Source organism: Olsenella sp. An270 (assembly GCF_002159735.1).
GTDB lineage: Bacteria > Actinomycetota > Coriobacteriia > Coriobacteriales > Atopobiaceae > Thermophilibacter.
The window spans coordinates 134,046-159,121 of record NZ_NFJF01000006.1; the positions used below are offsets into that span (position 1 = coordinate 134,046).

The 25,076-nt window shown below is 67.1% G+C and carries 27 protein-coding genes and 1 other RNA gene; 1 reads left to right on the forward strand and 27 read right to left on the reverse strand.

Features of this window, described 5'->3' with window-relative positions:
* Positions 1–13: 13 nt before the first annotated feature.
* From B5F73_RS07790 to B5F73_RS07825, 8 genes are all read right to left on the reverse strand, one after another.
* On the reverse strand, positions 14–694 hold the full coding sequence (locus B5F73_RS07790; RefSeq protein WP_087227681.1) for a PIG-L family deacetylase: 681 nt from the start codon (positions 692–694) through the stop codon (positions 14–16).
* A complete protein-coding gene (locus B5F73_RS07795) occupies positions 691–1,632 on the reverse strand; it encodes a GNAT family N-acetyltransferase (RefSeq protein WP_087227682.1) in 942 nt (313 codons plus the stop codon). The genes B5F73_RS07790 and B5F73_RS07795 overlap by 4 nt, the downstream gene beginning before the upstream one ends.
* A gap of 132 nt (positions 1,633–1,764) precedes the next feature.
* Positions 1,765–2,493, reverse strand: coding sequence for a GntR family transcriptional regulator (locus B5F73_RS07800; RefSeq protein WP_087227683.1), 729 nt, complete (start codon positions 2,491–2,493; stop codon positions 1,765–1,767).
* Positions 2,494–2,502: 9 nt separating this feature from the next.
* On the reverse strand, positions 2,503–3,840 hold the full coding sequence (gene glmM, locus B5F73_RS07805) for a phosphoglucosamine mutase (RefSeq protein ID WP_087227684.1): 1,338 nt from the start codon (positions 3,838–3,840) through the stop codon (positions 2,503–2,505).
* A gap of 164 nt (positions 3,841–4,004) precedes the next feature.
* A complete protein-coding gene (gene rpsI / locus B5F73_RS07810) occupies positions 4,005–4,400 on the reverse strand; it encodes a 30S ribosomal protein S9 (RefSeq protein ID WP_075577179.1) in 396 nt (131 codons plus the stop codon).
* A 2-nt stretch (positions 4,401–4,402) separates the two neighbouring features.
* Positions 4,403–4,843, reverse strand: coding sequence for a 50S ribosomal protein L13 (gene rplM / locus B5F73_RS07815; protein ID WP_087227685.1), 441 nt, complete (start codon positions 4,841–4,843; stop codon positions 4,403–4,405).
* Between the two features lie 234 nt (positions 4,844–5,077).
* The gene (locus tag B5F73_RS07820; RefSeq protein ID WP_087227686.1) at positions 5,078–5,527 is read right to left on the reverse strand and encodes a C-GCAxxG-C-C family protein; all 450 of its coding nucleotides are present in this window, start codon (positions 5,525–5,527) and stop codon (positions 5,078–5,080) included.
* Positions 5,528–5,582: 55 nt separating this feature from the next.
* Positions 5,583–7,286, reverse strand: coding sequence for an FAD-dependent oxidoreductase (locus B5F73_RS07825; RefSeq protein WP_087227687.1), 1,704 nt, complete (start codon positions 7,284–7,286; stop codon positions 5,583–5,585).
* A gap of 175 nt (positions 7,287–7,461) precedes the next feature.
* Here B5F73_RS07825 and pfkB point away from each other — a divergent pair, with 175 nt between their 5' ends.
* A complete protein-coding gene (gene pfkB, locus B5F73_RS07830; RefSeq protein ID WP_239379840.1) occupies positions 7,462–8,433 on the forward strand; it encodes a 1-phosphofructokinase in 972 nt (323 codons plus the stop codon).
* A 368-nt stretch (positions 8,434–8,801) separates the two neighbouring features.
* Here the strand turns inward: pfkB and B5F73_RS07835 are convergent, their stop codons facing one another.
* The 19 genes from B5F73_RS07835 to B5F73_RS07925 all read right to left on the reverse strand — a co-directional run bounded on the left by B5F73_RS07835 (position 8,802) and on the right by B5F73_RS07925 (position 24,926).
* Positions 8,802–9,710 carry a patatin family protein gene (locus B5F73_RS07835; protein ID WP_087227689.1) on the reverse strand — a complete coding sequence of 303 codons (909 nt, stop codon included), beginning with the start codon at positions 9,708–9,710 and terminating at the stop codon, positions 8,802–8,804.
* A gap of 63 nt (positions 9,711–9,773) precedes the next feature.
* Positions 9,774–10,142: a transfer-messenger RNA gene (gene ssrA, locus B5F73_RS07840) on the reverse strand.
* A gap of 275 nt (positions 10,143–10,417) precedes the next feature.
* Positions 10,418–10,558, reverse strand: a complete 141-nt coding sequence (locus B5F73_RS07845) for a rubredoxin (RefSeq protein WP_087217962.1) — start codon at positions 10,556–10,558, stop codon at positions 10,418–10,420.
* Between the two features lie 46 nt (positions 10,559–10,604).
* Positions 10,605–11,117 (reverse strand): flavin reductase family protein, encoded by a 513-nt coding sequence (locus B5F73_RS07850; protein WP_087227690.1) that lies wholly within the window; start codon positions 11,115–11,117, stop codon positions 10,605–10,607.
* 44 nt (positions 11,118–11,161) lie between these two features.
* Positions 11,162–11,680 carry an SsrA-binding protein SmpB gene (smpB, locus tag B5F73_RS07855; protein ID WP_087227691.1) on the reverse strand — a complete coding sequence of 173 codons (519 nt, stop codon included), beginning with the start codon at positions 11,678–11,680 and terminating at the stop codon, positions 11,162–11,164.
* The gene (locus B5F73_RS07860) at positions 11,667–12,518 is read right to left on the reverse strand and encodes a hypothetical protein (protein WP_087227692.1); all 852 of its coding nucleotides are present in this window, start codon (positions 12,516–12,518) and stop codon (positions 11,667–11,669) included. The genes smpB and B5F73_RS07860 overlap by 14 nt, the downstream gene beginning before the upstream one ends.
* 156 nt (positions 12,519–12,674) lie before the next feature.
* Entirely contained in the window at positions 12,675–13,769 is a 1,095-nt protein-coding gene (locus B5F73_RS07865) for an SIS domain-containing protein (protein WP_158094785.1), read from the reverse strand.
* A gap of 13 nt (positions 13,770–13,782) precedes the next feature.
* Positions 13,783–14,652: a PTS system mannose/fructose/sorbose family transporter subunit IID gene (locus tag B5F73_RS07870; RefSeq protein ID WP_087227694.1), complete on the reverse strand. Its 870-nt coding sequence runs from the start codon at positions 14,650–14,652 to the stop codon at positions 13,783–13,785.
* Entirely contained in the window at positions 14,636–15,409 is a 774-nt protein-coding gene (locus B5F73_RS07875; RefSeq protein ID WP_075577188.1) for a PTS sugar transporter subunit IIC, read from the reverse strand. The genes B5F73_RS07870 and B5F73_RS07875 overlap by 17 nt, the downstream gene beginning before the upstream one ends.
* A 51-nt stretch (positions 15,410–15,460) precedes the next feature.
* The gene (locus B5F73_RS07880; RefSeq protein ID WP_087227695.1) at positions 15,461–15,934 is read right to left on the reverse strand and encodes a PTS sugar transporter subunit IIB; all 474 of its coding nucleotides are present in this window, start codon (positions 15,932–15,934) and stop codon (positions 15,461–15,463) included.
* A complete protein-coding gene (locus B5F73_RS07885) occupies positions 15,931–16,350 on the reverse strand; it encodes a hypothetical protein (RefSeq protein WP_087227696.1) in 420 nt (139 codons plus the stop codon). Before B5F73_RS07885 ends, B5F73_RS07880 begins: the two co-directional genes overlap by 4 nt.
* Positions 16,351–16,466: 116 nt before the next feature.
* The gene (locus B5F73_RS07890; protein WP_087227697.1) at positions 16,467–17,180 is read right to left on the reverse strand and encodes a GntR family transcriptional regulator; all 714 of its coding nucleotides are present in this window, start codon (positions 17,178–17,180) and stop codon (positions 16,467–16,469) included.
* 243 nt (positions 17,181–17,423) lie between these two features.
* On the reverse strand, positions 17,424–19,427 hold the full coding sequence (rnr, locus tag B5F73_RS07895) for a ribonuclease R (RefSeq protein WP_087227698.1): 2,004 nt from the start codon (positions 19,425–19,427) through the stop codon (positions 17,424–17,426).
* A 284-nt stretch (positions 19,428–19,711) separates the two neighbouring features.
* A complete protein-coding gene (ftsX, locus tag B5F73_RS07900) occupies positions 19,712–20,650 on the reverse strand; it encodes a permease-like cell division protein FtsX (protein WP_087227699.1) in 939 nt (312 codons plus the stop codon).
* Complete coding sequence (gene ftsE / locus B5F73_RS07905) at positions 20,637–21,677, reverse strand: cell division ATP-binding protein FtsE (RefSeq protein ID WP_204206291.1); 1,041 nt, start codon at positions 21,675–21,677, stop codon at positions 20,637–20,639. The genes ftsX and ftsE overlap by 14 nt, the downstream gene beginning before the upstream one ends.
* Before the next feature lie 172 nt (positions 21,678–21,849).
* On the reverse strand, positions 21,850–22,788 hold the full coding sequence (locus tag B5F73_RS07910; protein ID WP_087227700.1) for a transketolase C-terminal domain-containing protein: 939 nt from the start codon (positions 22,786–22,788) through the stop codon (positions 21,850–21,852).
* A 1-nt stretch (position 22,789) separates the two neighbouring features.
* Positions 22,790–23,620 (reverse strand): transketolase, encoded by an 831-nt coding sequence (locus B5F73_RS07915; RefSeq protein WP_087227701.1) that lies wholly within the window; start codon positions 23,618–23,620, stop codon positions 22,790–22,792.
* A gap of 27 nt (positions 23,621–23,647) precedes the next feature.
* Positions 23,648–24,331 (reverse strand): transaldolase family protein, encoded by a 684-nt coding sequence (locus B5F73_RS07920; RefSeq protein ID WP_087227702.1) that lies wholly within the window; start codon positions 24,329–24,331, stop codon positions 23,648–23,650.
* A gap of 136 nt (positions 24,332–24,467) precedes the next feature.
* Positions 24,468–24,926 (reverse strand): PTS sugar transporter subunit IIA, encoded by a 459-nt coding sequence (locus B5F73_RS07925; protein ID WP_087227703.1) that lies wholly within the window; start codon positions 24,924–24,926, stop codon positions 24,468–24,470.
* Between the last annotated feature and the right edge of the window lie 150 nt (positions 24,927–25,076).

Genomic DNA, 25,076 nt, shown 5'->3' on the forward strand with positions numbered 1-25,076 from the left:
TGCGTCCCAGCGACTACCAGAGCTCGTTCTCGATGAGGCTCGCGTACATGTAGCAGACCGTCGGCCCCGAGCTCCCCGCCTCGATTTGCTTTACCCGCAAATTGGTCGGATAGTACGGGAGATACGGGAAGTCGTTGACCTCCCCCCTGAAGATCGCGTACTCGTTCAGGGCCTTCATCCACTGACTCACCTCCTCATCGCTCAGGACGACGTAGGCCTGCGGAATGAAGCCGACAAGATCCTCGAAGGTGAGGCCGTAGAGCAGCCTGATGGAGGACCCCTTGCGACGCATGCTCTTGACCGCCTCGGTCACGGCGTCGTGCGTCGCAATGTGGCGTGGGTGCATCGAGCCGCGCCAGTGCGTGACGACGAGGTCGACGCCCTCCTCGGTGAACCAGTCCTCGAGCCTCTTGGCAAACACCTCGGTCGAGGGCATGGTCGAGGAGTCGTAGCCGAGCCAGAGCGTGTCGCCCCCGAGGTCGGCCGCCGCCCGCGCGCTCTCCTCCGCGACCTGGCGGAGGTACGCCTCCTTCTCCTCGTCCGTGCGGTCGGGGCCCTCCAGGCGGCCCATGACCGTGTTGGCGCAGGTCACGCGCGCTCCCTCCTTGGCATACTTGAGCAGGAGGGGGCCGCCGAGGAGCTCGGCGTCGAGGCTGTGCCCGCCGATGGCGACGACGCGCTTGCACTGGCTCATGAGATCTCCTTCCGATAGTCCACGAACGTGCGAATCACCTCGAGCCCGTGTCGCGCGTAGTAGCGCCGCCCTGGCTCGTCGGTTGTGATGAAGTACATGCGGTAGATGCCGCGGCGCGCCATCTCGAAGCAGTAGAGGTCCAGCAGGACCGAGCCGAGCCCGTTGTTGCGCTCCTTCTCGGCAATGCCGATCGGGCCGAAGCGCATCGGGTTCCCGTCGATGCCGCGCATGCACCAGCCGCAGACCTCGTCCTGTGGGTCGATGACAAGCAGCATCTTGTCCTCGGCGGTCTCCTCGCGCATGCTGATCAGCGCGTTGCGCTTCCATCCCGCCCCGAGCTCTCGATGCAGGAAGTCGAGCACCTCGAGGGCGCGCGAGTAGTCGAACGGGACAAAGCGATAGCCCCGCTCGGCCAGCTCCGCCTGACGCACGCGCGTCTTCTCGGGGACCTGGAAGCCGTGGAGATTCTTGCCCATTGAGTAGTGGGTGTCCCCCGCCACGTAGCCGTGCGCCTCGAAGAAGGCGACCGCCTCCGGGTAGTTGTCGGGGTCGACGCCCGCGAAGAAGTAGCTCGGGGAGTACGCGCCCAGCGTGATGTTGGTGGCCCCGCGGCCCCGGAGCTCGGTCTCGATCCTGCCGAGAAGCTCGCTCGCCACGCCGCGCCTGCGGGCCTCCGGGGCGACGAAGATGACGTTCACCCACCCGCGCTCGGGCTCGAGCCCGCGCTCGAGATAGGGGAACTTCCGCTTGGTCCCGAAGGCGAAGCCCAAGACGCGCTCGCCCTCGAGGGCGACCCAGGACAGCCCGGGGTCGAAGTTGTCGTCGAAGAGCGCCTGTCTCCTGAACTTTCCGACGTCAATCGCGTCGAAGGCGCAGCAGCGGTTCCAGAGGTCGACGACCTGGCCCTCCCAACGCTGGTCGTAGTGCTCGTACCGCATCCAGCCCCCTTTCAAAGTTGGTATGTTAACATGCTAGCTTTTCGTAGTGTAGTTGAGCTGCGGCGGCGTGGGACGGCAACCCGTCCGCAATCCGCGAACGGTCGGTTTTCTCGTGCGAGAGTGTCTGGGCGCCTACGCCCGGATGTTGACGGTCACCGAGTACCAGTCCTTGTTGAAGTAGGACTCGGCGTACTCGATGACGTTGTTCTCGTCGTCGAACGCGGTGCGACGGACGAAGAAGCAGGGGTGCCCCGGGCTCACGTGGAGCTCCGAGCAGATGTGCGCGTCCTCGACGACGCGCACGGAATAGTTCTCGTTCACCCAGAGCGGGTAGATGTCAAAGAGGGCGAGGGTCTTGTAGAAGGACCCCGTCTCGTAGAGCGTGCTCGCGCGCTCCACGCTAAGGAGGCTCTCCGGGAGGTAGGAGACGTGGTAGGCGACGGGCTCGCCGTTAGCGATCCTGGTGCGGGCCACTCGGGTGAGGACGCTCCCCTCGTCCACGCCGAGGCGGCGCGCGACGGCGGCGTTCGACTCGGAGTCGATGGAGTCTACCACCATGCCGAGGTCATAACCCTGCTCGCGGAGCTCCTCGGAGAACGAGATCGAGGTCAGCGCGCGAATCATCTGCCGCTTGGCGACGTAGGTGCCGCTCCCCTTCACGCCCACGAGGTAACCGTCGTTGATGAGGTCGGCGAAGGCCTTGCGCACGGTGATCGCGGAGACGCCGTAGCGGCGCTTCATCTCGGACTGCCCGGGGAGCTTGTCACCGGGCTTGAGCCTGCCGTCCTTGATCGCCGCGAGGATGTCCGACTCGATCCGCAGGTACTTTGCGACCTGCCCTCGCGAGACGTCGCCGTTCACCGGGGCGCCCTACGCGCGGAAGGGGTCGAGCGCCTCGAGCACGATGGCGTTGGCCTGCTTGCAGAGCTCGTCGGTGGGAGCCTCGGCGAGCACGCGCACGAGAGGCTCGGTGCCGGAGGCGCGCACGAGCACGCGGCCCTGACCGGCGAGGAACTCCTCGGCGCGCTTGACGGAGTCAAGCACGGCGGCGTCGCCCATCGCGGCGTCCTTGTCGGTCACGCGGACGTTCACGAGCTCCTGCGGGTAGAGCTTCACCGGGGCGCAGAGCTGCGAGAGCTTCTCGCGCTCGGCACGGTAGACCTCCATCACGCGCAGCGACGTCATGATGCCGTCGCCGGTGCACTCGATGTCGCCGAAGATGATGTGGCCGGACTGCTCGCCGCCCAGGCTGTAGCCGTTCTCGCGCATGCACGCGTAGACGTTCTTGTCGCCCACGGCGGTGGTCTCGTAGGAGAGGTGCGCCTCGTCGAATGCCTTGAACAGGCCGTAGTTGCTCATGACCGTGGGGACCACGGTACCGGCGGTGAGGCGGCCGTGCTTGTTGAGGTAGACGCCGCAGATGTAGAGGATCAGGTCGCCGTCGACCACGTTGCCGCGCTCGTCCACGGCGAGGCAGCGATCGGCGTCGCCGTCGTAGGCGAAGCCCACGTCGAGACCCTGCTCGACGACGTGGCGGCGCAGGGCGTCGAGGTGGGTGGAGCCGCAGTCGACGTTGATGTTGAAGCCGTTGGGGGCGTTGTTGATCACGCGGACGTCGGCGCCGAGCGCGTCGAAGACGGGCTTGGCCACCGAGGACGCCGCGCCGTTGGCGCAGTCCAGGCCCACCTTCACGCCCTGGAGCGAGAAGTTGGCGCTCGCGATGAGGTGCGCGATGTAGCGGTTGCGGCCCTGCATGTAGTCGACCGTGCAGCCGATGGCGTCGCCGGTCGCCAGCGGCACGTCGACCTCGCCGTCGATGAAGGCCTCGATGAGCTCGAGGACGTCCTCGTCCATCTTGTAGCCGTCGCCGTTGACGAGCTTGATGCCGTTGTCGGTGTAGGGGTTGTGGGAGGCGCTGATCATGATGCCGCAGTCAAAGCGGCCGTCCACCGTCTCGTAGGCGACGCCGGGGGTGGGGATGACGTGCAGCAGGTAGGCGTCGGCACCGGAGGCCACGAGGCCGGCAACGAGGGCGCTCTCGAACATGTAGCTCGAGCGGCGCGTGTCCTTGCCCACCACGACGCGGGCCTTGCGCTCCTGGCGCGCGCCGTAGTACCAGCCCACGTAGCGGCCGATCAGATACGCGTGGTCGACGGTCAGCCCCTCGTTCGCCGCGCCGCGGAAGCCATCGGTGCCAAAGTACTTCATTGGAGTCCCTCCAAGTGGTCTGTGCGTGAAGACCCACTCATTGTCGCACATGTGGAGCGGGCTTCCACGCTCCGCCGCGAAACCCCACAGAGCGCGTGGCCGCGCACGCAAAGGGACCCGCCGCGGCTGCGACGGGTCCCAGGCAAAGCGTATGGCGAGAAGTACTAGCGCTTGGAGAACTGCGGGCGCTTGCGGGCCTTCTTGAGGCCGTACTTCTTGCGCTCGACGGCGCGGGCGTCACGGGTGAGGAAGCCGGCCTTCTTGAGGTCCTCACGGTACTCGCCGGCGTCGAGGAGGGCGCGGGCGATGCCCAGGCGCAGGGCGCCGGACTGGCCGTTGATGCCGCCGCCATCGAGGTTGGCGAGCACGTCGAAGCGCTCGGCGGTCTCGGTGAGGCGCAGCGGGGCGAGCGCGTTGTCGACGAGCTGCTGACGGCCGAAGTACTGGATGGCCTCGCGACCGTTCACGACGACCTTGCCGGTGCCGGGAACGAGACGGACGCGGGCGACGGCCTCCTTGCGGCGGCCGGTGCCGGTGTAGACAACGGTGTTCTCAGCCATCGTTAGGCCCTCCAATCAATCTTGACGGGGTTCTGGGCCGTGTGCGGGTGCTCGGGGCCAGCGTAGACCTTGAGCTTGGTGCCCTGCTTGCGGCCGAGGGTGGTCTTGGGGAGCATGCCCTTGATGGCGTGCTCGACGACGCGCTCGGGGTGCTTCTCCATGGCCTCGCGGAAGCTCTCGAGCTTGAGGCCGCCGAGATAGCCGGAGTAGCGCCAGTACTGCTTGTGGTCGGCCTTCACGCCGGTGAGAACGACCTTGTCGGCGTTGATGACGACGACGAAGTCACCGGTGTCGGCGTTGGGGGTGTACTGCGGCTTGTTCTTGCCACGAAGAATCATGGCGGCGGTGGTGGCCAGACGGCCGAGCGTCGCGCCCTCGGCGTCGATGAGCACCCACTTGCGCTCGACTTCGCCGTTCTTGGCGAACTGAGTCGACTTCTTCACTTGACTCCTCCTACGTACCTGCTGGATGACGGTTTCTGGACAAACCGCCGTGCTTTTTGTCAGAGATTACGGGGCTCTGTGGAAAAGCTTCAAGAGTGTACACCACCAGCGGGTCGGGAGGTACGAAAAACCCGCGCGGCGCCGCCACGGGTGACGATTCTCCATATCTCCACAAAAGGGCCGGGCGCCCGCTCGCGCGAGGGGCGCCCGGCCGGGCAGGGTCGTCGGAGGGACCTACTTCTGGGGGAGCAGGTCGTCCAGGATGTCGCACGCCGTGGCGCAGTACTCGCCGCAGTGCACGAACGGGTTCTCGCGGTCGCAGGGACTCGGGCCCTCGGGGTCGGCGATGTTGAAGCCGCCCAGCAGCAGCCTGCAGCGGACGGTCCCGTACTTCTCGACGAAGCGCTTCTGGAACTCGCGGACCTTGGCCTGCAGGATCTGGTCCTTCTCGCCCGGATCGGGCTGATCGAAGCCGTAGGCCTCACCCAGGGCGACGCCGGCGCCCAGGACGGCACCGCACATCTCGCCCCAGAACATGCCCCCTCCGAGGCCCGCCGTCCTCTTGCGGGCCTCGTCAACGTCGAGGCCCAGGACCTCGGCCGCGTGCCCCATCACGCACTGCGAGCAGTGGAAGCCCTGCCCCAGGATCTCCGCGGCGCGCTCGGGCGTCATCTTCTCTGCCATGTCGCACTCCTCTCCTCTGCCGGCGCGGGACCGGGCCCGGCGCCGGACGTCTCCGCTACCTGAAGTTGTAGGCGTCCATGATGGGCTCGCGGCCCAGGCGCTTGTCGTCGAAGTACTCGTAGAGGCTGATGCCCAGGTAGGAGCCGCTGATGTTCACCACGTTGTCGTAGCCGCTGCCCTGCAGGCAGCAGATCGCGTAGTAGCTGCGCTGGCTCGAGCGGCAGTGCAGGTACACCGGCACGTCGCGCGGAATCTCGTCCATGCGCTCGCGGAGCTGCGAGAGGGGGACGTTGTGGGCGCCGTTGAGGTGGCCCGCCTCGAACTCGCCCGGCTCGCGGACGTCCACGATGTAGGCCCCCGACTCCACGAGGCCGCGGACCTCGTCCACGTGGACCTGGCGGAAGCGGCCGCCGAGGACGTTGAGGCCCACGAGCGCGGCCATGTTGACGACGTCCTTCGCGGTGCCGAACACCGGGGAGTAGCACAGCTCGACGCCCTTGAGGTCCTCGAGCGTGCCGCCCATGGAGATGAGGGCGGCGACCACGTCCACACGCTGCGTGACGTTGCCGCGACCTATGGCCTGCGCCCCCAGAAGCTTGCCGGTGGGCACCTCGAAGACCAGCTTGAAGCCCATGTAGTTGCTACCGGGCATGAGACCGACCTTGTCGGGCGGGTACACCAGGACGGAGTCGAAGGAGTAGCCGGCGGCGCGGGCCGCCCTCTCGTTGAGGCCGGTGCAGGCGGCGTTCTGCGAGAAGACCTGGATGCAGGAGGAGCCGATGAACCCGGCGTTGCGCGAGGGGATGCCGTACATGCTGTCGGCGGCGGCGCGGGCGGCCCACTGGGCGGGGCCGGCCAGGGCGAGCCTGCCGGGCCGGTGGGCGAGGGCGTCGTAGAGCTCGACGGCGTCGCCGACGGCGTAGATGTCGGGGTCGTCGGTGCGGAAGTCGTGGTCGACGCGGATGCCGCGCGTCTCGCCGAGGGAGAGACCGGCGTCGACGGCGAGCTTGGTCTCGGGCGCCACGCCCACGGCCATGACCACGGCGTCGGCGGCGACCTCGCCGGCGGCGCCGTCCGGGCCCGCCACCCTGACGCAGCCGTCCTCGACTGCGGCGACGGTGGTGGAGAGGAGCAGCTCGACGCCATTGTCGTCCAGCTCCTTGTGGAGCGTCTGAACCATGTCGTGGTCGTAGGGCGCGAGGATCTGGTCGGTGCCCTCGATCACCGAGACGCGCTTGCCCGCGCGCACGAGATTCTCCGCCACCTCGATGCCGACGAAGCCTCCGCCGACCACGGCGACACGCTCGACGTCCGGTCGGTCGACATAGGCCTTGAGCGCGCGGATGTCGGTGACGTTGCGCACGCTGAAGACGTTCTCCCGGTCGATGCCCGCGATGGAGCGGGGCATGACGGGGGCTGCCCCGGGGGCGAGGACAAGCTTGTCGTAGGGCTCGTCGTAGGTCTCGCCCGTCGTGAGGTCGCGCACGGTCACGGTATGGGCCTCGCGGTTGATGGCGACGGCCTCGCTCCTGGTCCGGACCTCGATGTCGTGCTGGCGTCTGAAGCTCTCCGGGGTCATCAGGACCAGGGAGTCGGCGTCGGGCACGACGCCACCCAGGTGGTAGGGAAGCGCGCAGTTGGAGAACGAGACGTGCTCGCCGCGCTCCAGGACGACGATCCTGGCGTGGGGGTCCAGGCGCCTCACGCGCGCCGCGGCGGACGCGCCGCCGGCAACTCCGCCGATCACCACGAGCTTCATGCGATGCCACCTTTCGTCGACGAGGGCTCCCGGCACGGCAGAGCGGCACGTCGCCGGGTTGGTTGCATGATAGCCAGCGTCAGGTGGGGCGCCCGGCTTCCGTCCGCGAGCGGAATCAAGACGGCGGCAAGAAACATCCGCCGCACGGGACCGACGCGGGCGCGCGGGGCATAGAATGGCCTCATCCACCGACGCCGCGCCCGAGGAGGACCCGATGATCTACACCGTCACGCTCAATCCCGCCCTCGACAAGACCGTCCAGATTCCCAACTTCACCCTTGACGCCGTCAACCGCATAACCGAGCTGCGCCGCGACGCGGGTGGCAAGGGCATCAACGTCTCCAAGGTCATCGCCAAGCTCGGCGGGACCTCCGAGGCCGTGGCCGTCCTCTCCGGCGACACCGGAAGCTGGATCGCGAGCGCCCTCAAGGAGGCCGGCATCCGCGTGAAGGCCTTCCCGGCCGACGGCGAGACCCGCACCAACCTCAAGGTCATCGACCCCGTGAACGACACCCACACCGACATCAACGAGCCCGGCCCCCAGGTGACCGACGCGATGCTCGCCGAGATGCTCGACGTGCTGGCCGAGGAGGTCTGCGAGGGCGACTACGTGGTCCTCTCCGGCAGCCTCCCCGCCGGGGTGGACCGCGGGACCTACGGCGCGTGGACGCGCACCCTGCGCCACGCCGGCGCCCACGTCTACCTCGACGCCGACGGCGACGCCCTCGAGGCGGGGCTCGCGGGCAAGCCCTTCTTCACCAAGCCCAACAACCATGAGCTCTCCGCGCTCGTGGGACGCGAGCTCGCCACGGTCGAGGAGATCGCGGCGGCCGCGCATGAGCTGGTCGAGAAGGGCGTCGAGCGCGTCGTGATCTCCATGGGTGGCGAGGGGGCCCTTCTCGCCACCGCAACGGAGACCTGGCACGCCTCCTCGGTGAAGGTCCCCGTGGGGTCCACGGTGGGCGCCGGCGACTCCGTGGTCGCGGCGTTTGTCTACGCCGACTCGCAGGGCATGGGCGTCGAGGACACGCTGCGCCTCGCCATGGCGACGGGAGCCGCCAACGTCATGGAGTCCGGCACGCAGGCCGCCGAGCGCTCCGTCGTCGACGGGCTCGTCGACCGCGTGGAGGTCACGCGCCTGGCGTAGGGCGCAACGATCCGGGAATCCGGGCCCTTGTCGCCGGACGCTCCAGGAATCGCCGCCCTTGTCGCCAGGCCTTCCGGGAATTGCCGATTTTGTTCTAGCAGCGTCCAGGAATCGCCGCCCTTGTCGCAGCCACATCTAAGAAACGCCGGCCTTGTCCGCATGAGTTGGGACAAGGTCGGCGTTTTTCAGAGCGCCACACGACAAGGTCGGCGTTTTTTAGAAGCAGCCCGGACAAGGGCGGCGATTCCTGGGGGCGGCCCGGACAAGGGCGGCGATTTCTGGGGCCCAACGACAAGGGGCGCGATTCCCGGAAGACGCGGCGACAAGGGCGGCGATTCCCGGATCAGCACGCAGGCGAGAAGGACCCTCTAGCCGACGAACGCCTCGATCTCCGCCAGCCGCTCGAGCGCCTGGCGGCGCCCGGCGACGTAGAGCGAGAGCAGCGACTCGCCGTCGCGCGTGGACGACCCGACGCGGACCGGCTCCTCGGGCGCCACGACCAGGCAGCGACCCTCGCGCTCGAGCTCCCAGAGCCGCTCGCGCTGCTCGTTGTAGCGCTCGGCACGCGTCCGCAGGGCCTCCAGGTAGTACGGGTAGCGGTCGTAGCGGTGCGAGCGCAGCGCGATCTGCTCGCCCGACCCCGACATCTCGCGCACGAAGCCGCGGTCCCGCGTGAGCACCACGAGCGCCCGGTCCGTCGGCGGCCGGCCCTCGACCTCCGGCGCGCCCGGCAGTCCCAGCGCCGCCGCGTAGGGGATCGAGTCGGTGGTCCCGCCGTCGAGGAGGCGACGGCCGCCCAGCTCCACGATCCGCGAGACCGTGGGCAGCGAGGCCGAGGCGCGCACGCAGTCGATGTCCTCGGGGAAGCGGCGCACCGGCAGGTAGGTGGGCGTACCAAACGTCACGTCCGAGACCACGGCCCACATGGGGGTCTCGCTCGCGTTGAACGTCCCCACGTCGCAGGGGTCCAGATGGTTCTGGACCTCGTCGTACATGAAGTCGGCGCCGGCCATGTCGCCCGTGGTGGCGAACGACCACAGCGACATGAAGCGCCGGTCGTCCCGGAAGGCCAGGATGTCGCGCATGGTGCGGCCGATCTGGCGCGAGCGGAAGTTCGCCGCGTTCACCGCACCGGCCGAGACGCCCCAGATGCTCGAGAAGCCGTAGACCCCGCGCTCCTGCAGCACGTCGAGCACGCCCGCCGTGAACATCCCGCGAAACCCGCCGCCCTCCAGCACGAGCGCGGGCGCGGCGGCACCGTTCTTCTCGTCCAGCATGGAACCTCCAAACAAAATGACAGCGGCCGCGGCCCCGTGGGGCCAACGGCCGCGAAGCGTGCATGGTGGAGGTGCGGAGAATCGAACTCCGGTCCAAAGCAGACCCCTGACAGGTGTCTCCAGGCTCAGTGGCCGGTTAGGTCTCGGACGCCGCGCACCCGGTCACCCGCGCTTGGCGTCCCAGCCGGTTCGGCCTTTGCGCGCGGCATACCGGCTACGTCCGCGCGCGCATCTCCCTAGAATGACGCCGCCCCGGGAACGGGAGCAATCCCCGGTTTGACGCGCTGGTTAGATAAGACTAAGCAGCGAGAGCCAGAGGCTCGTAAGAGTTGTTCTCGTCAATTCGATTTGACGGTACCCCTGTTTAACGTGGCGAGGAGACCACGACCTGCTGCCCATCTCAGGCCCACCCTGTCGAAACCAGTCACCCCCGGCTGCAAGGCGTGGCGAGAAGGACCGCCACCATGCGGCTGTCAACGTACGGGCCGCATGCGCGGCCGTGGGGGTATTCTACCCGTTTCGCGCCGCGCGAGTCACGGGGCGACGTTCTTCTCGCCCGCCCGATTAACGCACAGAATCGTACATGTGCGTTATTTTTACCTGCGGATATAGAAAGTTGTGCTTGATTCTGCGCGTTATCCTGCGGCACGCAAAAGGGGCGGCCCTCCGAGAAGGACCGCCCCGCCAGTCGCACCTGTGAACCGGCGCTACTCCTCGACGAGCTCGAACATGTCGGGGCCAACGCCGCAGACCTCGCAGACGAAGTCCTCGGGCAGCTCGGGGGTGTCGACGGTGACCTCCCAGCCGCAGACGGTGCAGCGGAACGTGTACTTCTTCTCCTCGGCCATGCGTGTCTCCTCTCGATGCGGCGGGCCCTTCTCGCCCGCTCCTGCCCTAGCTTATACCCCCAACGTAGGAGGAGGCCTTCGGCGGCGTCTTCCCCTTGAGGGTTCCGTGGTAGTAGGCGTAGGTCATGGGCGCGACGCCCGAGAGGTTCCCGGCGTCGACGACCTCCCCCACGAAGGTGACGTGCGTGCCCACGTCGAGCGTCTGGACCACGTTGCAGGCGACGTAGGAGCAGACGTGCTCGGCGGGATAGGGGTCGCCGGTCGCGGCGACGGCGCTGGAGATGCCGTCGTACTTGTCCTCGGTCGCCGAGGACCGGAAGCCAAAGCGCCCCACGAAGAGCATGTCGGCGGACTCGTCCACCACCGCGAGCGAGAAGTGCCCGGCGCGCTCGATGGCACCGCAGGTGAAGTTCTCCTTGTTCACGGTGACGGAGACCTGGAGCGGGGTGGACGTCACCTGCAGCCCGGTGTTGACGATGCAGGCGCCGACGCGCTCGCCGTCGTCCGCCGAGACCACGTAGAGCCCCGAAGAGAACTTGAACAGTGCAGTCGCGTCCATGTCCCGCTCCTTTCCGATGGGCCAGGGGGCTGTCCCCTCCCGACCTACCTGCTGCGCTCCTTGAGGGCGCGGGCGATCTCGCGGTCGGTGTCGCGCCGCGCCATGTCGTCGCGCTTGTCGTAGAGCTTCTTGCCGCGCGCGAGGCCGATCGCCAGCTTCACGCGGTTGTGCTCGTCGAAGTAGATCTCCAGGGGCACGAGGGCCAGGCCCTTCTGCCGCAGCTTCGCGTCCAGGTAGTCGATCTGACGACGATGCAGCAGCAGGCGCCGCTTGCGGTCGGGGTCCACGTTCCACACGCCGCCGTTGGAGTAGGGGTGGATGTGGACGCCGTGCAGCCATGCCTCGCGCCCGCGGATGAGGCAGAAGGCGTCGGTGATCTGACAGGCGCGCTCGCGCAGGCTCTTGACCTCGGTGCCCGTGAGCTCGATGCCCGCCTCGAAGGTCTCCTCGATGAAGTACTCGTGGTGCGCGGAGCGGTTCTTGGCGATGGTCCGCTTGCCGGGGCCCTTCTGCTGGGCGGCCTTCGCCGCGGCCGCCTGGCGCACGACCTTACTCTTGGCCATCGGCGTCCCCCTCGTCGGTCTCGCGGATGAGGGCGAGAAGGGCCTCGACGGCCGCCTCGCCCACCAGGTCGCGGGCGCGCAGCGCCAGGTTCGCGGCGAGGTCGCGGGCGCCGGCGGACGCAGCGTCGCCGGCACACATGAGCAGGCAGACGGCGATCTCGGCGTTGGCCCCGTCGGGCAGGCCCTCGGCAGCGAGGAGCTCGGTCGCCTCGGAGTCCGTCACGAGGTCGGGGTCGCGGTCGGTCCCGGACGCCTGGTCGAGCGCGGCGGCGAGCACGCCGTCGCGCACGTCGAGGTTGCGCGCGGCCCTGAGGGCGGCCGCGGCGACGCGGGGCTTCTCGGTTGCCTGGAACCATCCGGCAAAGTTCACGAACGCCCTCGCGAGGTGGGTAGCCTCGCTCGCCCGCTCGAAGACGCTGTAGGTGAGCGCCAGGTACTCCTGGACGTCGCCGGAGGCGCGGCAGAGGTCGGCGAGGTTGAGGCGGGCGGCGCAGTCCATGGGGTTCCAGCGGACCGCGGCCTTGAGCGCGGCGGCCGCGCCGTCGTAGTCCTCGGCGTGGACGCGCGCGAGCGCGAGGTCGGAGTAGAGGCGGCCCAACGGCTCGCCCACGTCGCGCAGCTCGCGCGGGTCGTCCTCGACGCGGCGGTACGCGAGCCGCTCGAAGAGCGTGGGGAAGGCGAACCACTGGAGCTCGTCGGTCGTCGGGCAGTTGGCGTCGACGTAGGCCTCCGCGTCGTCGGCCAGACGCGCGAGCAGCTCCTCTGCCTGCTCGGCCTGGTCCTGGAGCATCAGCCCCTCGGCTCGCTCGATCTCTTCTGTCAGCTCGGCGCGTTCCATGTTCCTCCTGGCGCAACGTCACTCTCGTTAGTGTTCCCATTATCGCGCAGGAACAACGCAATGAACGACAACAGGCCGACCGACAGTCCCAACGGAAGCTGCCGGCCGGCCCCTCTCAAGACATCGCCGCGCCGCCTTGAGCGCCGCAGCAGTGCCTTACTTGCGGAACGCCTCGGTCTTGGTTGGCACCGCCTTGCCCGTGCGCGGGTACTCGCGCACGTTCAGGTCCATGCCCTTGCCCGTGAACGTACGATACGCGAGCAGCTGGAACGGCACGATGTACTCAAGGGCATCAATGTCCGGATGGCTCAGGAAGCCGCAATCGCACACGTGCGGGTCGTCCTCGTCAAGGCTTCCGACGAGAAACACGTGCTCGTTCTGCGTCTTCATGCACTGGTACAGCGCGCGCAGGCGCTCGCCAGGCTCTCCGTCGGGCGCAATGATGAAGGTGTAGACGTTCGAGCGCACCGAGGCAATCGGCCCGTGGAGAAACTCCTCGCCCTCGAACGAGAAGTAGAACTGGCGAACCGTCTCAAGGCACTTGAGCGAGCCTTCGAGCGCGGTAGCCACGTGCTCTCCGTTTCCGATGACGTAGGCGCGCTCGCAGGCAACGAGCTCCTCGCTGTTGCGTCCGATGAACTCGTCGGCGGCCGCAACAACAGCGTCGAGATGGCCGATCGTCTCGGCAATCTTGTCACACTCCCGCTGATAGTCCTCGTCGGAAAGCTTGCCAGATGCGTGTGCCCACTCGAGCGCACAGACGAGCAGCGTGAGCACCGAGCACACGTAGCCCTTCGTCTTGGGCCCGAAGTCCTCGAACCCGCAGTCAAGGTCAACGCGGAAGTCCGCCTCTCGCGTACAGGTATTGTCCTTGACCTCGGTCACCACGCAGTTGGGCACGCCCTTTTCCGCCATCCGCCTGATGGCGTCAACGGTGTTGGTGCTCTCACCCTCTTGCGTCACCGCAATCGCAAAGTCACCCTCCCGGAACAGCGTGTTGAAGTGCGCATAGTCATATGAGGTGCTCAGCTCGACCGGAATCCCGAGAATTCGCTCGAAGTAATGGCGCACCGCCATACAGGAGTTGTAGGAGGTTCCGCTCGCCACCAAGAGCAGCCGGTCAACGGAACGTCCTTGGACCGTTCCCACGAAGCGAGCCGTGATGCGCGCACGGTCCTCAAGGATGTGCAGAGCAGCAGACTTGGTCTCGTGAATGTAGTCGAGCATCGCGTCGTTGTTTACGATTCCCATCCTCATCCTCCGCCTAGAAGATGCCAATGAACTTGCCGACGATGCCGAGGGCGAAGAGGGCGACCATGATCACCCACGGCTTCACGTCCTTCTTGAGCAGGTGGTAGATGCCAAAGGTCAGCACCAGCGGCAACAGGCACGGGCAGAGCTGGTCGAGGACCTCCTGGATGCTCAGCGTCATGCCGCTGCCAAAGTCGGCGACAAAGGCTACGTTGACCGTCACCATAGATGCGATCATGCCGCCAACGACAACCAGTCCCAGCACCGTTGCCGCAAGTGTCGCCTTGGCCATGAGACCGCCCTTAACCAGCGCGTCGATCGAGCTACTGCCGAGCTTGTAGCCGTACTTGAGGCCAAAGACGCGAACAAGGATGTGCGGGATGTTGTAGATGATGAGGAAGATGAGCGGACCGAGAATCGAGCCCTGGCTCGCGAGCGAGATGCCCACGCCCGAGGCGATGATACGGAACGTCCCCCAGAAGAAGGTGTCGCCGATGCCAGAGAGCGGGCCCATGAGCGCCACCTTGATGTTGTTGATCGCGGAGACGTCAAAGGTCTTGTCGTTGGCAGCCTGCTCCTCCATCGCTGCCGTGATGCCGAGAACGAACGGAGAGCAGGCGTAGGTGTTGTTGTAGACCTCCTGGTGCCTCATCATCGCATCGGTGAACTCCTGCTTGTCCGATCCGTAGAGCTTGCGCAGCACGGGCATGATCGAGTAGCAGAAGCCGGGGGCCTGCATGCGGTCCATCGAGTAGCAGGACGGCAGCAAGAACGCACGCCAGAAGACTTTCCTGAGGGTGCCCTTGTCGATCGACCTCTTCTCGGGCTCAGCGGACGTGGCAAGATCTTCTCGCCTCTCCTCGTCGTTAGATCTCGTTGTCATCAAGCTCAGCCTCCTTCTGGTCGGACTTGGACTTCTGCGACATGAAGATGATCATGGCGATGATGACGCCAATGAACGCGACGCCAACGTTGGACATGCCCAGGAAGGCGGTCGCGACAAAGCCGACGAAGAGGTACGGGGACATCCCCCAAGTGAAGGTAAGCTTCATCAGCAGCGCGAAGCCGAGAGCGGGCAGCATGTTGGACGCCACGGAGACGCCTTCGGTCACCCAGGTCGGGATGACGTTGAGCAGCCACTCGAAGACGGGAGCTCCCGCAAGCATGCCCACAAAGGTGAGCAGGAACGGGAAGAAGAAGTAGTTGAAGAGGCCCAGCCACTGGCAGCGGTCAACGGCCTTGTCGTCACCAGCGTGGGCTGCCTTGAGCGCACGCTCCGAGACGAGGTGGTTGAGCGGGATCCACGAGATGTAACCCACGGAAGAGGCAAACGTGGATATGGGCAGGGTCAGGGCAAGGGCCATGTCGGCGCCGGTACCTGTAGTGATGGCGAACGCCGAGCACAGAGCGCCTCCGACGGTGATCTCGGGCATGCCGCTGTGGGCGCCGATTCCCATGAGGCCCAGCGAGAGCAGCTCCATCTGGGCGCCCAGCGTAAGTCCGGTCTGAACGTCCCCGAGAGCCAACCCCACCAGGGTCGACACGACGAGGGGACGGTCCAGCATGGTCATGCCGAAGACCCTTGGGTCGATCTTGCAGATGCCCGCAATCAGGGCAACAATGAACGCTTGGAAGATCATGGTACCTCCCATCCGCACGTACAGTTAAGTTGTTAGTTGTTTGCCGCTTGGCTAGCGATTGTCGAGAATTGCGCGAAGGTCGCGGAAGCGCTGCTCGGGCGTCGGCTGAATGCCAACCTCGATGCCCATGTCCAGGACGTCCTTGAGGTCCTGCACGTCCTCGTCCGTCAGGTTGAGGTTGTCGGCAACCATGGGCGCGTCCTTGCGCAGGCCGCCAACAGTGACGCGCTCGATGCCGCTCACGCGCTGGCAGATGCTCAGAACGTCGTGAGGGTTGTTCACCAGCACCATCGCGCGCCAGTGGGCGTTGGCTGGGTCGTTCAAAAACGCGATGCCGTCGGCGACGGAGCGAAACCCGTACTTCACGCCCGCGGGCACGCCGAGCTTCAGGGCGTTGCGTCGCCTCATGTCTCCGACCACCTCGTCGTTGACCACGAGCAAGAGGTCAACGCCGAGCGTGCGGGTCCATGAGATGGCAACCTGCCCGTGAATCAGACGGTCGTCCATGTGAAGCGCCTTGATCATATCTCTCCCTCCCCTCCCAGCTCCGTGATGCGCCGACGGACGTCGACCACACCGTCTCTTCCAACCTTCATCAGCCCGTCAACAAAACCGTCGGTGCACTTCGACGGCATGCTGAGCAGGGCCTCCAGCACCATGGGGAAGCTTGCGCCGGCAACAATCCTCATGGGGTGCTCCACGGAATACTCGACCAGAATGTTTGTGATGCTCCCGCCAAAGACGTCGGTCAGGGCCAGGACGTCCTCGTCGAGGGCGAAGTGCGAAAACAGCTCGTCGAGCTCTCGCACGACCTCCTCCTGGGAGGTCTCCATCGCCATGGTGAGAACGTGGCAGCTTGACGGGCGCATGCCCGTGATGAGCTCGGCGCTCTGCAGAAATGCCTCCGCCAGCGGGCCGTGAGACGCCAGGATGAGCTGCATGCAATCTCCTCTCAAATGTCTGATACCTTTTGACGAGAGAAGCGTAACACAGCAGCTTTATTTGTACGACACCTTTTTCGTTAATGGTATGTGACAATTAGGGGGAAGGCGCAAAGCTAGTAGCGATAGAGGATGGCGAAGCGGCTGCCCACGTAGTAAGTCTCCGTGTACTCGAACGGCCGCCCGTCCTTGAGATAGGTGGGGTGGGCGACCTTGAGCAGCGGCTCGGCGCCTATCTTGAGCTGAGAGCGCTGCTGCCGGTCAGGCATCACCGCCGTCACGATCTTGGTAATGTGCGACCGCTCAAGATCGAGCTCGTATCGCGCTTTCGCGTACTCGTAGAGGGACTCGCCAAAGTTGTTGGGTCCAAGCTCGGGGAACAGGTCGTACGGAAGGCTCGTGTGGCTCAGGGCAATGGGGACGTCGTTTCCGGTGCGCAGACGCACGAAGTGGTGGTACTCGTCGCCAGGGCGCAGGCTCAGCGCCTCGCCGATCCTGCGCTCGTCCTTCTCGGCCCGATAGGCCCTGCGCTCGTAGGAGAGCACGTGCGAGCCAGCGCGCTTGCCGTTGCGCGCCATGTCCTCCGTGAAGCTGCACGCGCTGTCACCGTAGCTGACGCGGTTGGTCACGTCCACGTACGTGCCGTCACCGACCTTGCGGATGAGGTAGCCCGAGGACGCGAGCTCCTGCAGGGCATGGCGGATGGTCGTACGCGAGACGCTGTAGGTCTGGCACAGCTCGAGCTCGGAGGGCAGGCGCTCGCCGTCCTTGAGCGCCCCTCCGTCGATCTTGGACATGATGTCCTGGATAACTGTCTGATACCTTTGCATGTTAAGAGAGTATCACGCGGCCATAATTTGGATGGGTAAAAAGGCCGTGCCAACAATTTGTTCAAGTATCGACGTCCCGAGGCCCGTCCCCGACGCGCAGCATGACGCTCGTGGACGCGAGCCGACGTTCTTCTCGGCAAAAGTGTCGCTTCGCGTCCACGGGACGTGCGGGTGTGGACGCCAACCGACAAAACCGGCGCCAGAAACGTCGGCCCGCGTCCACAGCACGGCGAGAAGAACGTCTCAGCGTCCCACGAGCGCAAAGTCGATCTGGCCTCGTGCCACGTCGACGCCCGTGACCTCGACGGCAACACGACGGCCGAGCCCCCACGTCTCGCCGGACTCCTCCCCCGTGAGCGTCATGCGCGCCTCGTCGTAGCTAAACCACTCGTCTCCGAGCGCCCGTACGGGAACGAGGCCCTCGGCACACGTCTCGTCAAGCATCACGAACACGCCAAAGCTCCCGCAGCCAGAGACGATGCCCGAGTAGCGCTCCCCCACACGGCTTGAGAAGAGCTCGGCCATCTTGACCTTCTGCGACGCCCGGCCGGCTGCGTCGGCGGCGCGCTCGCGCTCGGAGCAGGTCCGGCAGAGCTGCGGCAGCGCACCGGCCTGGGCGCTCATTTCCTTGCCCTCGATGCGCCCGGCAATGAGCGCCTTGAGCGCGCGGTGCACGAGCACGTCAGGGTAACGGCGAATCGGCGAGGTGAAGTGACAGTACGCCTGCGCTCCCAGCGCGTAATGGCCGAGGTTCTGGGGCAGGTAGACCGCCCGGCGCTGCGCGCGCAGCAAGAGCGCGTTCGTGGGATATGCCGCAGGCGTCCCCTGCGCACGTTCGAGAATAGCCTGGATGGCGAACGGATCGCCGGCGAGAAGCCCGGCGGACGTCTCACCGTCAACTACGTCCAGCTCGCGCAGGGGCTGGAGCACGGCGCGCAGGTCCTCCTCGATGGGCTGCTCGTGCACGCGGTAGGCCGCCGGCGCCTCGACGTCGGCCAGGCGTCGCGCCACGCACTCGTTCGCGAGCAGCATCGCCTCCTCGATGAGCCCGGTCGCTCGCGTTCTTCTCCGCACCGAGACGCCCGTCGGTCGCCCGTCGTCGTCGAGCGTGACCTTGGCCTCCACAGTCTCGAACTCGATCGCGCCGCGCTCCTGGCGAACGCGCTCGCGCAGGGCACGGATCTCGTCCAGCACGCGCAGAAGCTCAGCGACCTTCTCGCCGCCGGCAACGGGCGCGCCCATGTCGAGAAGGGCATCGACCTCGTCATAGCAGAGGCGCGCGGCGGAGCGAATCGCAGAGGCGAACATCTTGGCGCCCAGCACCTGGCCGCGCGCGTCCAGGCGCATAACCACGCTCATGGCAAGCCGGTCCTCGCCGGGCCGAAGCGAGCAGACGTCATTGGACAGGCGCTCAGGGAGCATGGGGACCACGCGGTCAACCAGATAGGCGGAGCAGGTCCGGCGCTTGGCCTCGTTGTCGATGGGGGTGTCGGCGCCCACGTAGTGCGTGACGTCAGCGATGTGCACGTTGAGCTCGTAGCCGCCCTCGGCAAGGCGCCGCGCGCCCACGGCGTCGTCAAAGTCTCGCGCGTCCACGGGGTCAACGGTCACGCAGAGCTCGCCGCGCAGGTCGCGCCGGCGCGGGTCCTCAGCAAGCGCTCCCTCGACGTCCGCCACGATCTTCTCGGCCTGCTCCTGTACCGAGCGAGAGAAGTCACCCGCCAGCCCATAGCTCGCCACGATGGACTCGATGTTGAGGTCGAGCTCTCCGACCGAGCCCACGCGTCGCTCAATCGTCACCACCGCAGCGCTCGTGCGCGTTGGGTACTCCGTGATGCGCGCGACCACGACGTCGCCCTCGCCGACGCCCAAGCGCGCGGGGCCCGGATCCTCCGGCACGACAAAGAAGTCGTGACCGATGCGCGAGTCAAGCGGCGTGACGGCACCAAGCGGCCCTGCCTGGGCGTAGGTGCCCAGGAAGGTCTCCACGGCGCGCGAGATCACCGAGCGCACCACGGCGCGCGGCGGCGTGCCGCGACGCTCCACGAGCGCGACCTCGACCTCGTCCCCGTTCATGGCCTCGCGCTGCCCGCGCGCGAGAAGCTCAAAGTCGCCCTCGGCCGTCTCCACGTGCGCGGCCCCGGGACGAGAGACGACGAGCGTCCCCGTGATGGTGCGCCCGCGCGGCCGCGGCCCGCCCGAGCGCCCGCGACGGCGATTTCCCCTGTGCGGCCTCGACCTGCTCATGCGGCCCTCCGTTCTTCTCGGCACCTCAGTTTCAGCTTACCCAACGAGGCGGCGCGCCGCTCGGCACGGACCTGTTAGGAATCGCCGCGATTGGGGCGTTTTTCTCGCCAAATGTCTAAGAGTTGCCGCCCATGGGTAACTCCAAGCGCCAAAACCACCCACTCGCGGCAATTCCTAACAGCACAAGCCAGCGCGCCGAGAAGAACGTGCGCCAGACACCGCGCACAAAAAAGCCCCGGTCTCCGCGAGGGAGGCCGGGGCCAGTCGGTCACGCAAGCAGTTGGCTAGACCTTGAGGTAGCGCCTCATCGCGATGGCAGAGCCAAACAGGCCGATCAGGATGCCGATGAGCAGCAGGCCGCCGAAGGTGGCGTAGAGCACCTCGGTGGGAACGTCGAACGCCAGGAACGACAGGTTCTGCTGGAGCATGGGCATCAGGACGTGCAGGCCGCCCGCGAGCGCCGCGATGGCGAGAAGGGCCGCGATGAGCGACTCGAGCACGCCCTCGGTGACGAACGGCCCGCGGATGAAGCTGTTGGAGGCGCCGACGAGACGCATGATGGCGATCTCACGCCGACGCGCGGTGATGGCGAGGCGAATCGTGTTGTTGATGAACACGAAGGCCACGAACGTCAGCATGATGACCAGCGCGACCGCGCCGAGGCGGATGTAGTTGGTCACCTCGAAGAGGCGGTCGACCGTGCCCTGGCCGTAGACGACGTCGTCGGCCGGCGAGGACTCGGGGTCGTCGGCGGTGTCGCGGATCTGGAGGAACGAGGAGTCGTCCATGATGCGCTCCGCCGTGGCGGCGACCTCCTGCGGGTCGGTCAGGGTGATCACCAGCGAGGCGGGCAGCGGGTTCTCGCCGTCGAGGGCGGCGACCGCGTCGCTCGCGTTGCGGTTGGACATGGAGGTCCGGTAGTCCTCGAGCGCCTCGTCCTTGGACTTGTAGGTCACGGACTCGACGTTGTCCCAGCCCTCGATCTTGGACTGGAGGCTCTCGACCGCGCTGTCGCTGGCATCGTCGGAGAGGTAGGCCTGGATGGTCACGCTGTCCTCGACGCCGCCGACCACGCTCGAGATCATGACGGAGCCGAGCACGAAGAGGCCGATGATGAACAGCGAGAGGAAGATCGTGACGATGGCGCCGAGCACCGTCGTCCAGTTGCGGCGGAAGTGGTGGCCGGCCTCCCTGAGGGAGTAGCCGAGGTTAGAGGGCACCATAGTATCCGTAGCCTCCCCTCTCCTGGTCGCGGACCACGTGGCCGGCCTCGAGCGCGATGACGCGCTTGCGCATGGAGTCGACCATCTCGCGGTCGTGCGTGGCCATGACGACGGTGGTGCCGGCACGGTTGATCATGTCGAGCAGCTTCATGATGCCCAGCGAGATGGCCGGGTCGAGGTTGCCCGTGGGCTCGTCGCAGACGAGCAGCGGCGGGCGGTTGACCATGGCGCGGGCGACGGAGACGCGCTGCTGCTCGCCGCCCGAGAGCTGGTCGGGGAAGTGGTTCATTCGCTCGGCGAGGCCGACGAGGCGGAGCACCTCGGGGACCTGGGCCTTGATGACGGAGCGGGGCTTGCCGATGCACTCGAGGGCGAAGGCCACGTTCTCGTAGACCGTCTTGTCGGGCAGGAGCTTGAAGTCCTGGTAGACGGTGCCGATCTGGCGACGGAGGTACGGGATCTTCTTGTTGCGCATCTTGGTGAGGTCCTGCCCCGCCACGATGACCTGACCGGAGCTCGCCTTGAGCTCGCGCGTGATCAGGCGCAGGAGCGACGACTTGCCGGAGCCCGAGTGGCCGACGACGAACACGAACTCGCCGGGGTAGATGTCGAGGCTCACGTCGTCGAGGGCGGGCTTGTTGGGCTGGGCCGGGTAGATGAGTGTGACGTTTTTGAACGACACGGTCGGGGTCCCGGTGCGGGGCACCGCAGGGGCGTCGTCGCCGGCGAGCGACGAGTACACGCTCTCGGAGACCTGCGCGGCGCCCTCGGACGGGGCGTCCGCGGGGTCGGCGGCGGTCACGACGTGGACCTCCTCAGGCACCTCAGGCACCTCGGGCGCCTCGGCCACGGGGTCGGGGACCGCCGCGGGGGTGGGGACGCCCGCAAGGTCGGCCGCCGCCAGGAAGGCGCCGGTGTCATCCGCCGTCACGGTCTCTGCCTGCGGAGCAGCCGCGGGCGTGAGAGACTCGATCGTCTCCTCGCCCTCGGACCCCTGTCGCTCAGTGCTGTTAAAGTGACTGGCCACAGAAGCTCCTTCTCTTCAGTCGATCTTTCGGACAAATACGCAAGTAGTCTAGCAAACCGACCTGCCCTCAACCGAATTGCCGCACAATGCACACGAGAGGGGCGGCGGCCCCGTTGGCCACCGCCCCTCCAGAATCCTGACGAAGGTGCCAGGGACGTTTGTCAGGTCGCCCCTAGGCGAGAACCGCCTCCACGGCTGCGACGACGCCGGCGGCGTCGAGGCCGTACTTGTGGAGCAGGTCGACGGCGGGACCGGACTCACCGAAGACGTCGTTCACGCCGAGCTTGCGCGTGGGGACGGGGTTCTCGGCCAGGGCCGCCAGCACGGCGTCGCCCAGGCCGCCGATCACGGAGTGCTCCTCGGCTGTGACCACGTGGCCGCTCTTCGCGGCGCTCGCGCGGACGAGCTCCTCGTCGAGCGGCTTGATGGTGTGGATGTTGATCACCTCGGCGGAGACGCCCCTCTTGGCCAGCTCGTCGGCGGCGGCGAGCGCCTCGGCGACCATGAGGCCGGTCGCGACGACGGTCACGTCGGTTCCCTCGCGCAGGACGACGCCCTTGCCCAGGTGGAACTCGTAGGTGTCGGGGTCGTTGAACACCGGCACGGCCAGACGGCCGAAGCGCATGTAGACGGGTCCGTCGAACTCGTAGGCGGCGCGCACGGCGGCCTTGGCCTCCACGTCGTCGGCAGGGACGATGACCGTCATGCCCGGGATGGCGCGCATGAGGGCGATGTCCTCGTTGCACTGGTGGGTGGCGCCGTCCTCGCCGACCGAGATGCCGGCGTGCGTGGCGCCGATCTTCACGTTGAGGTGCGGGTAGCCGATGGAGTTGCGCACCTGCTCGAACGCGCGGCCGGCGGCGAACATCGCGAAGGTGCTCGCGAAGGCGACGCGCCCGGTGGTGGCGATGCCGGCGGCCAGGCCCATGAGGTTGCTCTCGGCGATGCCGGCGTCAAAGAAGCGGTCGGGGTAGGCCGCCTTGAACTTGCCGGTCTGGGTCGCCGCGGCGAGGTCCGCGTCCAGGACGACGAAGTCGTCATGCTCGGCGCCCAGCTCGACGAGGGCCTCGCCGTAGCTCTGGCGCGTTGCGATCTTCTTCACGTCTGCCATCCTAGAGCTCCTTCCCCGCAGCCTCGAGCTCGGCCATGGCCTGCTCGAACTGCTCGTCGTTCGGGGCCTTGCCGTGCCAGCCGACCTGGCCCTCCATGAAGGAGACGCCCTTGCCCTTGACGGTCTCGGCCACGATGCACACGGGCCGCCCCTTCACCTCGCGGGCAGCGTCGAAGGCGGCGCGGATCTGCGCCATGTCGTTGCCGTCGGCGAGCTCGATCACGTGGAACTTGAACGCGCGGAACTTGTCGGCGATGGGCATCGCGGAGTTGACCTCCTCGATGGTGCCGTCGATCTGCAGGCCGTTGTGGTCCACGATCACGACCAGGTTGTCGAGGCCGTGGTTGCCGGCGAACATGGCCGCCTCCCAGACCTGGCCCTCCTCGATCTCGCCGTCGCCGAGCAGCGTGTAGACGCGGTAGTCGTCGCCCCAGTGCTTGGCGGCGAGCGCCATGCCCACGGCGGCGGAGATGCCCTGGCCGAGCGAGCCGGTGGACATGTCCACGCCCGGCGTGTCGTTCATGTTGGGGTGGCCCTGGAGGTGGCTGCCGATGTGGCGCAGCGTCTCGAGGTCCTCCTTGGGGAAGAAGCCGCGCTCCGCGAGGGCCGCATAGAGGCCCGGAGCCGTGTGGCCCTTGGAGAGGACGAAGCGGTCGCGGTCGGCCTTCCTCGGGTCGGCCGGGTCCACGTTCATCTCCTCGAAGTAGAGGTACGCAAAGATGTCCGCGGCGGAGAGCGAGCCGCCCGGGTGACCCGACTTGGCGGCGTGCGTGCCAACGATGACGCCCTTGCGGATCTCGTTGGCGACGCGCGCGAGCTCGGTGTCTGTCATGGTGTCTCCTTCGTTTCCTCGCCGGTCCTACTGCGCGGCGACGACCTTGGCCCAGTCGGCGTCGAAGGCGGCCATGCCCTGGTCGGTCAGCGGGTGCTTGAGGCACTTCTTGAGCGCGCCAAACGGCACGGTGGCGATGTCGGCGCCGAGCAGGGCCGCCTGCGTCACGTGGTTGGGCGTGCGCACGGAGGCGGTGATGATCTCCACCTGGTCGTCGACGTTCTTGCCCGACCAGTCGTAGTTGCCGATGGCGGCCACGACGTCGGCGAGCTGGGAGATGCCGTCCTCGGCGATGTCATCGAAGCGGCCGACGAACGGGCTGATGTAGCGCGCGCCGGCGTTGGCGGCGAGAAGGGCCTGCGGGGCCGAGAAGACCAGCGTCATGTTGATGCGGACGCCCTCGGAGGCGAGCTGGTGCGTGGCCGCGAGCGCCTCGGCGCAGATCGGGAGCTTGACCACGATGTTGGGGGCCAGCGCGGAGAGGCGACGGCCGTCGGCGATCATGTCCTCGGTGGTCTTCGCCTGGGACTCGGCGGAGACGGGCAGGCCCTCGCAGAGCTCCGCGATCTTGACCATGTGGCCCTCGAAGTCGGCGAGCTTGCCGCCGGTGCGGGCGTACAGCGACGGGTTGGTGGTGACGCCGGCGAGGCAGCCCCAGGACAGGGCCTCACGGATCTCGTCGAGGTCGGCGGTGTCGATGAAGAACTTCATGTTTCCCCCTTAGGCTCGCGTCTCATTTTGTCTAGGCGTCGGTGCGCCCATTCGAAAAGACGATACCATCACCGCGGGGGTTTCCCGGGCAGACTGCCACGACGTGCAGGGTTTTGCCCGCCACCGGCAGGACGCGTCACTCCGGCGCGCCCTCCATCTCCCGGATTATCTCGACGACCTCGGCGGCGCTGGCCGCACGCTCCAAGCGGCCGAGAAAGGCGGGGGCGCGCAGCAGCTCCACGAGCGCCTGCAGCGCGCCGAGGTGGCCGTCGCTGTCGGTCGCGGCGAGCGGGAAAAGGAAGCGCACCGGGTCGTTCTCCTCGCTGCCAAAGGGGACGGGGCTCGCCAGGGTCACGACCCCGATCGCCGCCCTGAGTGCGCCGCTCTCGGGACGGGCGTGGGGAAGCGCCACGTGGGGCGCGACGACCACGTAGGGGCCGAGCTCGCGGACGCCCCGGACGATGTCGTCGACGTAGCCCGCAGTGGCCATCCCCAGCTCCACGAGAGGCGCCGCGGACTTCCTCACGGCATCCTCCCAGTCGGTCGCCTCCACGCCGAGCTGGACCAGCCCCTCGTCCAGAAGGTCGCTCAACATCGGTCCTCCCCCGTCCTCGCCTCGGCGCGCGGCCGCTCAGAAGTCGAGTATCCCACGGGGCGACCCCGGGCGGGGCGACTCGGGGAACGGAGGGGCCGAGCGGTCGGGACTCGCCAGGGTATGCGGCAACCGTCAGGTTATGCGGCATGG

Bases quoted from the DNA above. Each gene is read 5' to 3' on its own strand.
- B5F73_RS07845 (WP_087217962.1), bottom strand. From the start codon at position 10,558: ATGGCCGAGGAGAAGAAGTACACGTTCCGCTGCACCGTCTGCGGCTGG.
- B5F73_RS07910 (WP_087227700.1), bottom strand. From the start codon at position 22,788: ATGGCAGACGTGAAGAAGATCGCAACGCGCCAGAGCTACGGCGAGGCC.
- B5F73_RS07790 (WP_087227681.1), bottom strand. From the start codon at position 694: ATGAGCCAGTGCAAGCGCGTCGTCGCCATCGGCGGGCACAGCCTCGAC.
- B5F73_RS07825 (WP_087227687.1), bottom strand. From the start codon at position 7,286: ATGAAGCTCGTGGTGATCGGCGGAGTTGCCGGCGGCGCGTCCGCCGCG.
- B5F73_RS07890 (WP_087227697.1), bottom strand. From the start codon at position 17,180: ATGCAAAGGTATCAGACAGTTATCCAGGACATCATGTCCAAGATCGAC.
- B5F73_RS07920 (WP_087227702.1), bottom strand. From the start codon at position 24,331: ATGAAGTTCTTCATCGACACCGCCGACCTCGACGAGATCCGTGAGGCC.
- B5F73_RS07880 (WP_087227695.1), bottom strand. From the start codon at position 15,934: ATGATCAAGGCGCTTCACATGGACGACCGTCTGATTCACGGGCAGGTT.
- smpB (WP_087227691.1), bottom strand. From the start codon at position 11,680: ATGGCCAAGAGTAAGGTCGTGCGCCAGGCGGCCGCGGCGAAGGCCGCC.
- B5F73_RS07885 (WP_087227696.1), bottom strand. From the start codon at position 16,350: ATGCAGCTCATCCTGGCGTCTCACGGCCCGCTGGCGGAGGCATTTCTG.
- B5F73_RS07865 (WP_158094785.1), bottom strand. From the start codon at position 13,769: ATGGGAATCGTAAACAACGACGCGATGCTCGACTACATTCACGAGACC.
- pfkB (WP_239379840.1), top strand. From the start codon at position 7,462: ATGGCCTCATCCACCGACGCCGCGCCCGAGGAGGACCCGATGATCTAC.
- ftsX (WP_087227699.1), bottom strand. From the start codon at position 20,650: ATGGTGCCCTCTAACCTCGGCTACTCCCTCAGGGAGGCCGGCCACCAC.
- B5F73_RS07870 (WP_087227694.1), bottom strand. From the start codon at position 14,652: ATGACAACGAGATCTAACGACGAGGAGAGGCGAGAAGATCTTGCCACG.
- B5F73_RS07915 (WP_087227701.1), bottom strand. From the start codon at position 23,620: ATGACAGACACCGAGCTCGCGCGCGTCGCCAACGAGATCCGCAAGGGC.
- B5F73_RS07860 (WP_087227692.1), bottom strand. From the start codon at position 12,518: ATGGAACGCGCCGAGCTGACAGAAGAGATCGAGCGAGCCGAGGGGCTG.
- B5F73_RS07835 (WP_087227689.1), bottom strand. From the start codon at position 9,710: ATGCTGGACGAGAAGAACGGTGCCGCCGCGCCCGCGCTCGTGCTGGAG.
- rpsI (WP_075577179.1), bottom strand. From the start codon at position 4,400: ATGGCTGAGAACACCGTTGTCTACACCGGCACCGGCCGCCGCAAGGAG.
- B5F73_RS07925 (WP_087227703.1), bottom strand. From the start codon at position 24,926: ATGTTGAGCGACCTTCTGGACGAGGGGCTGGTCCAGCTCGGCGTGGAG.
- rnr (WP_087227698.1), bottom strand. From the start codon at position 19,427: ATGAGCAGGTCGAGGCCGCACAGGGGAAATCGCCGTCGCGGGCGCTCG.
- B5F73_RS07795 (WP_087227682.1), bottom strand. From the start codon at position 1,632: ATGCGGTACGAGCACTACGACCAGCGTTGGGAGGGCCAGGTCGTCGAC.
- B5F73_RS07820 (WP_087227686.1), bottom strand. From the start codon at position 5,527: ATGGCAGAGAAGATGACGCCCGAGCGCGCCGCGGAGATCCTGGGGCAG.
- B5F73_RS07875 (WP_075577188.1), bottom strand. From the start codon at position 15,409: ATGATCTTCCAAGCGTTCATTGTTGCCCTGATTGCGGGCATCTGCAAG.
- B5F73_RS07850 (WP_087227690.1), bottom strand. From the start codon at position 11,117: ATGGACGCGACTGCACTGTTCAAGTTCTCTTCGGGGCTCTACGTGGTC.
- glmM (WP_087227684.1), bottom strand. From the start codon at position 3,840: ATGAAGTACTTTGGCACCGATGGCTTCCGCGGCGCGGCGAACGAGGGG.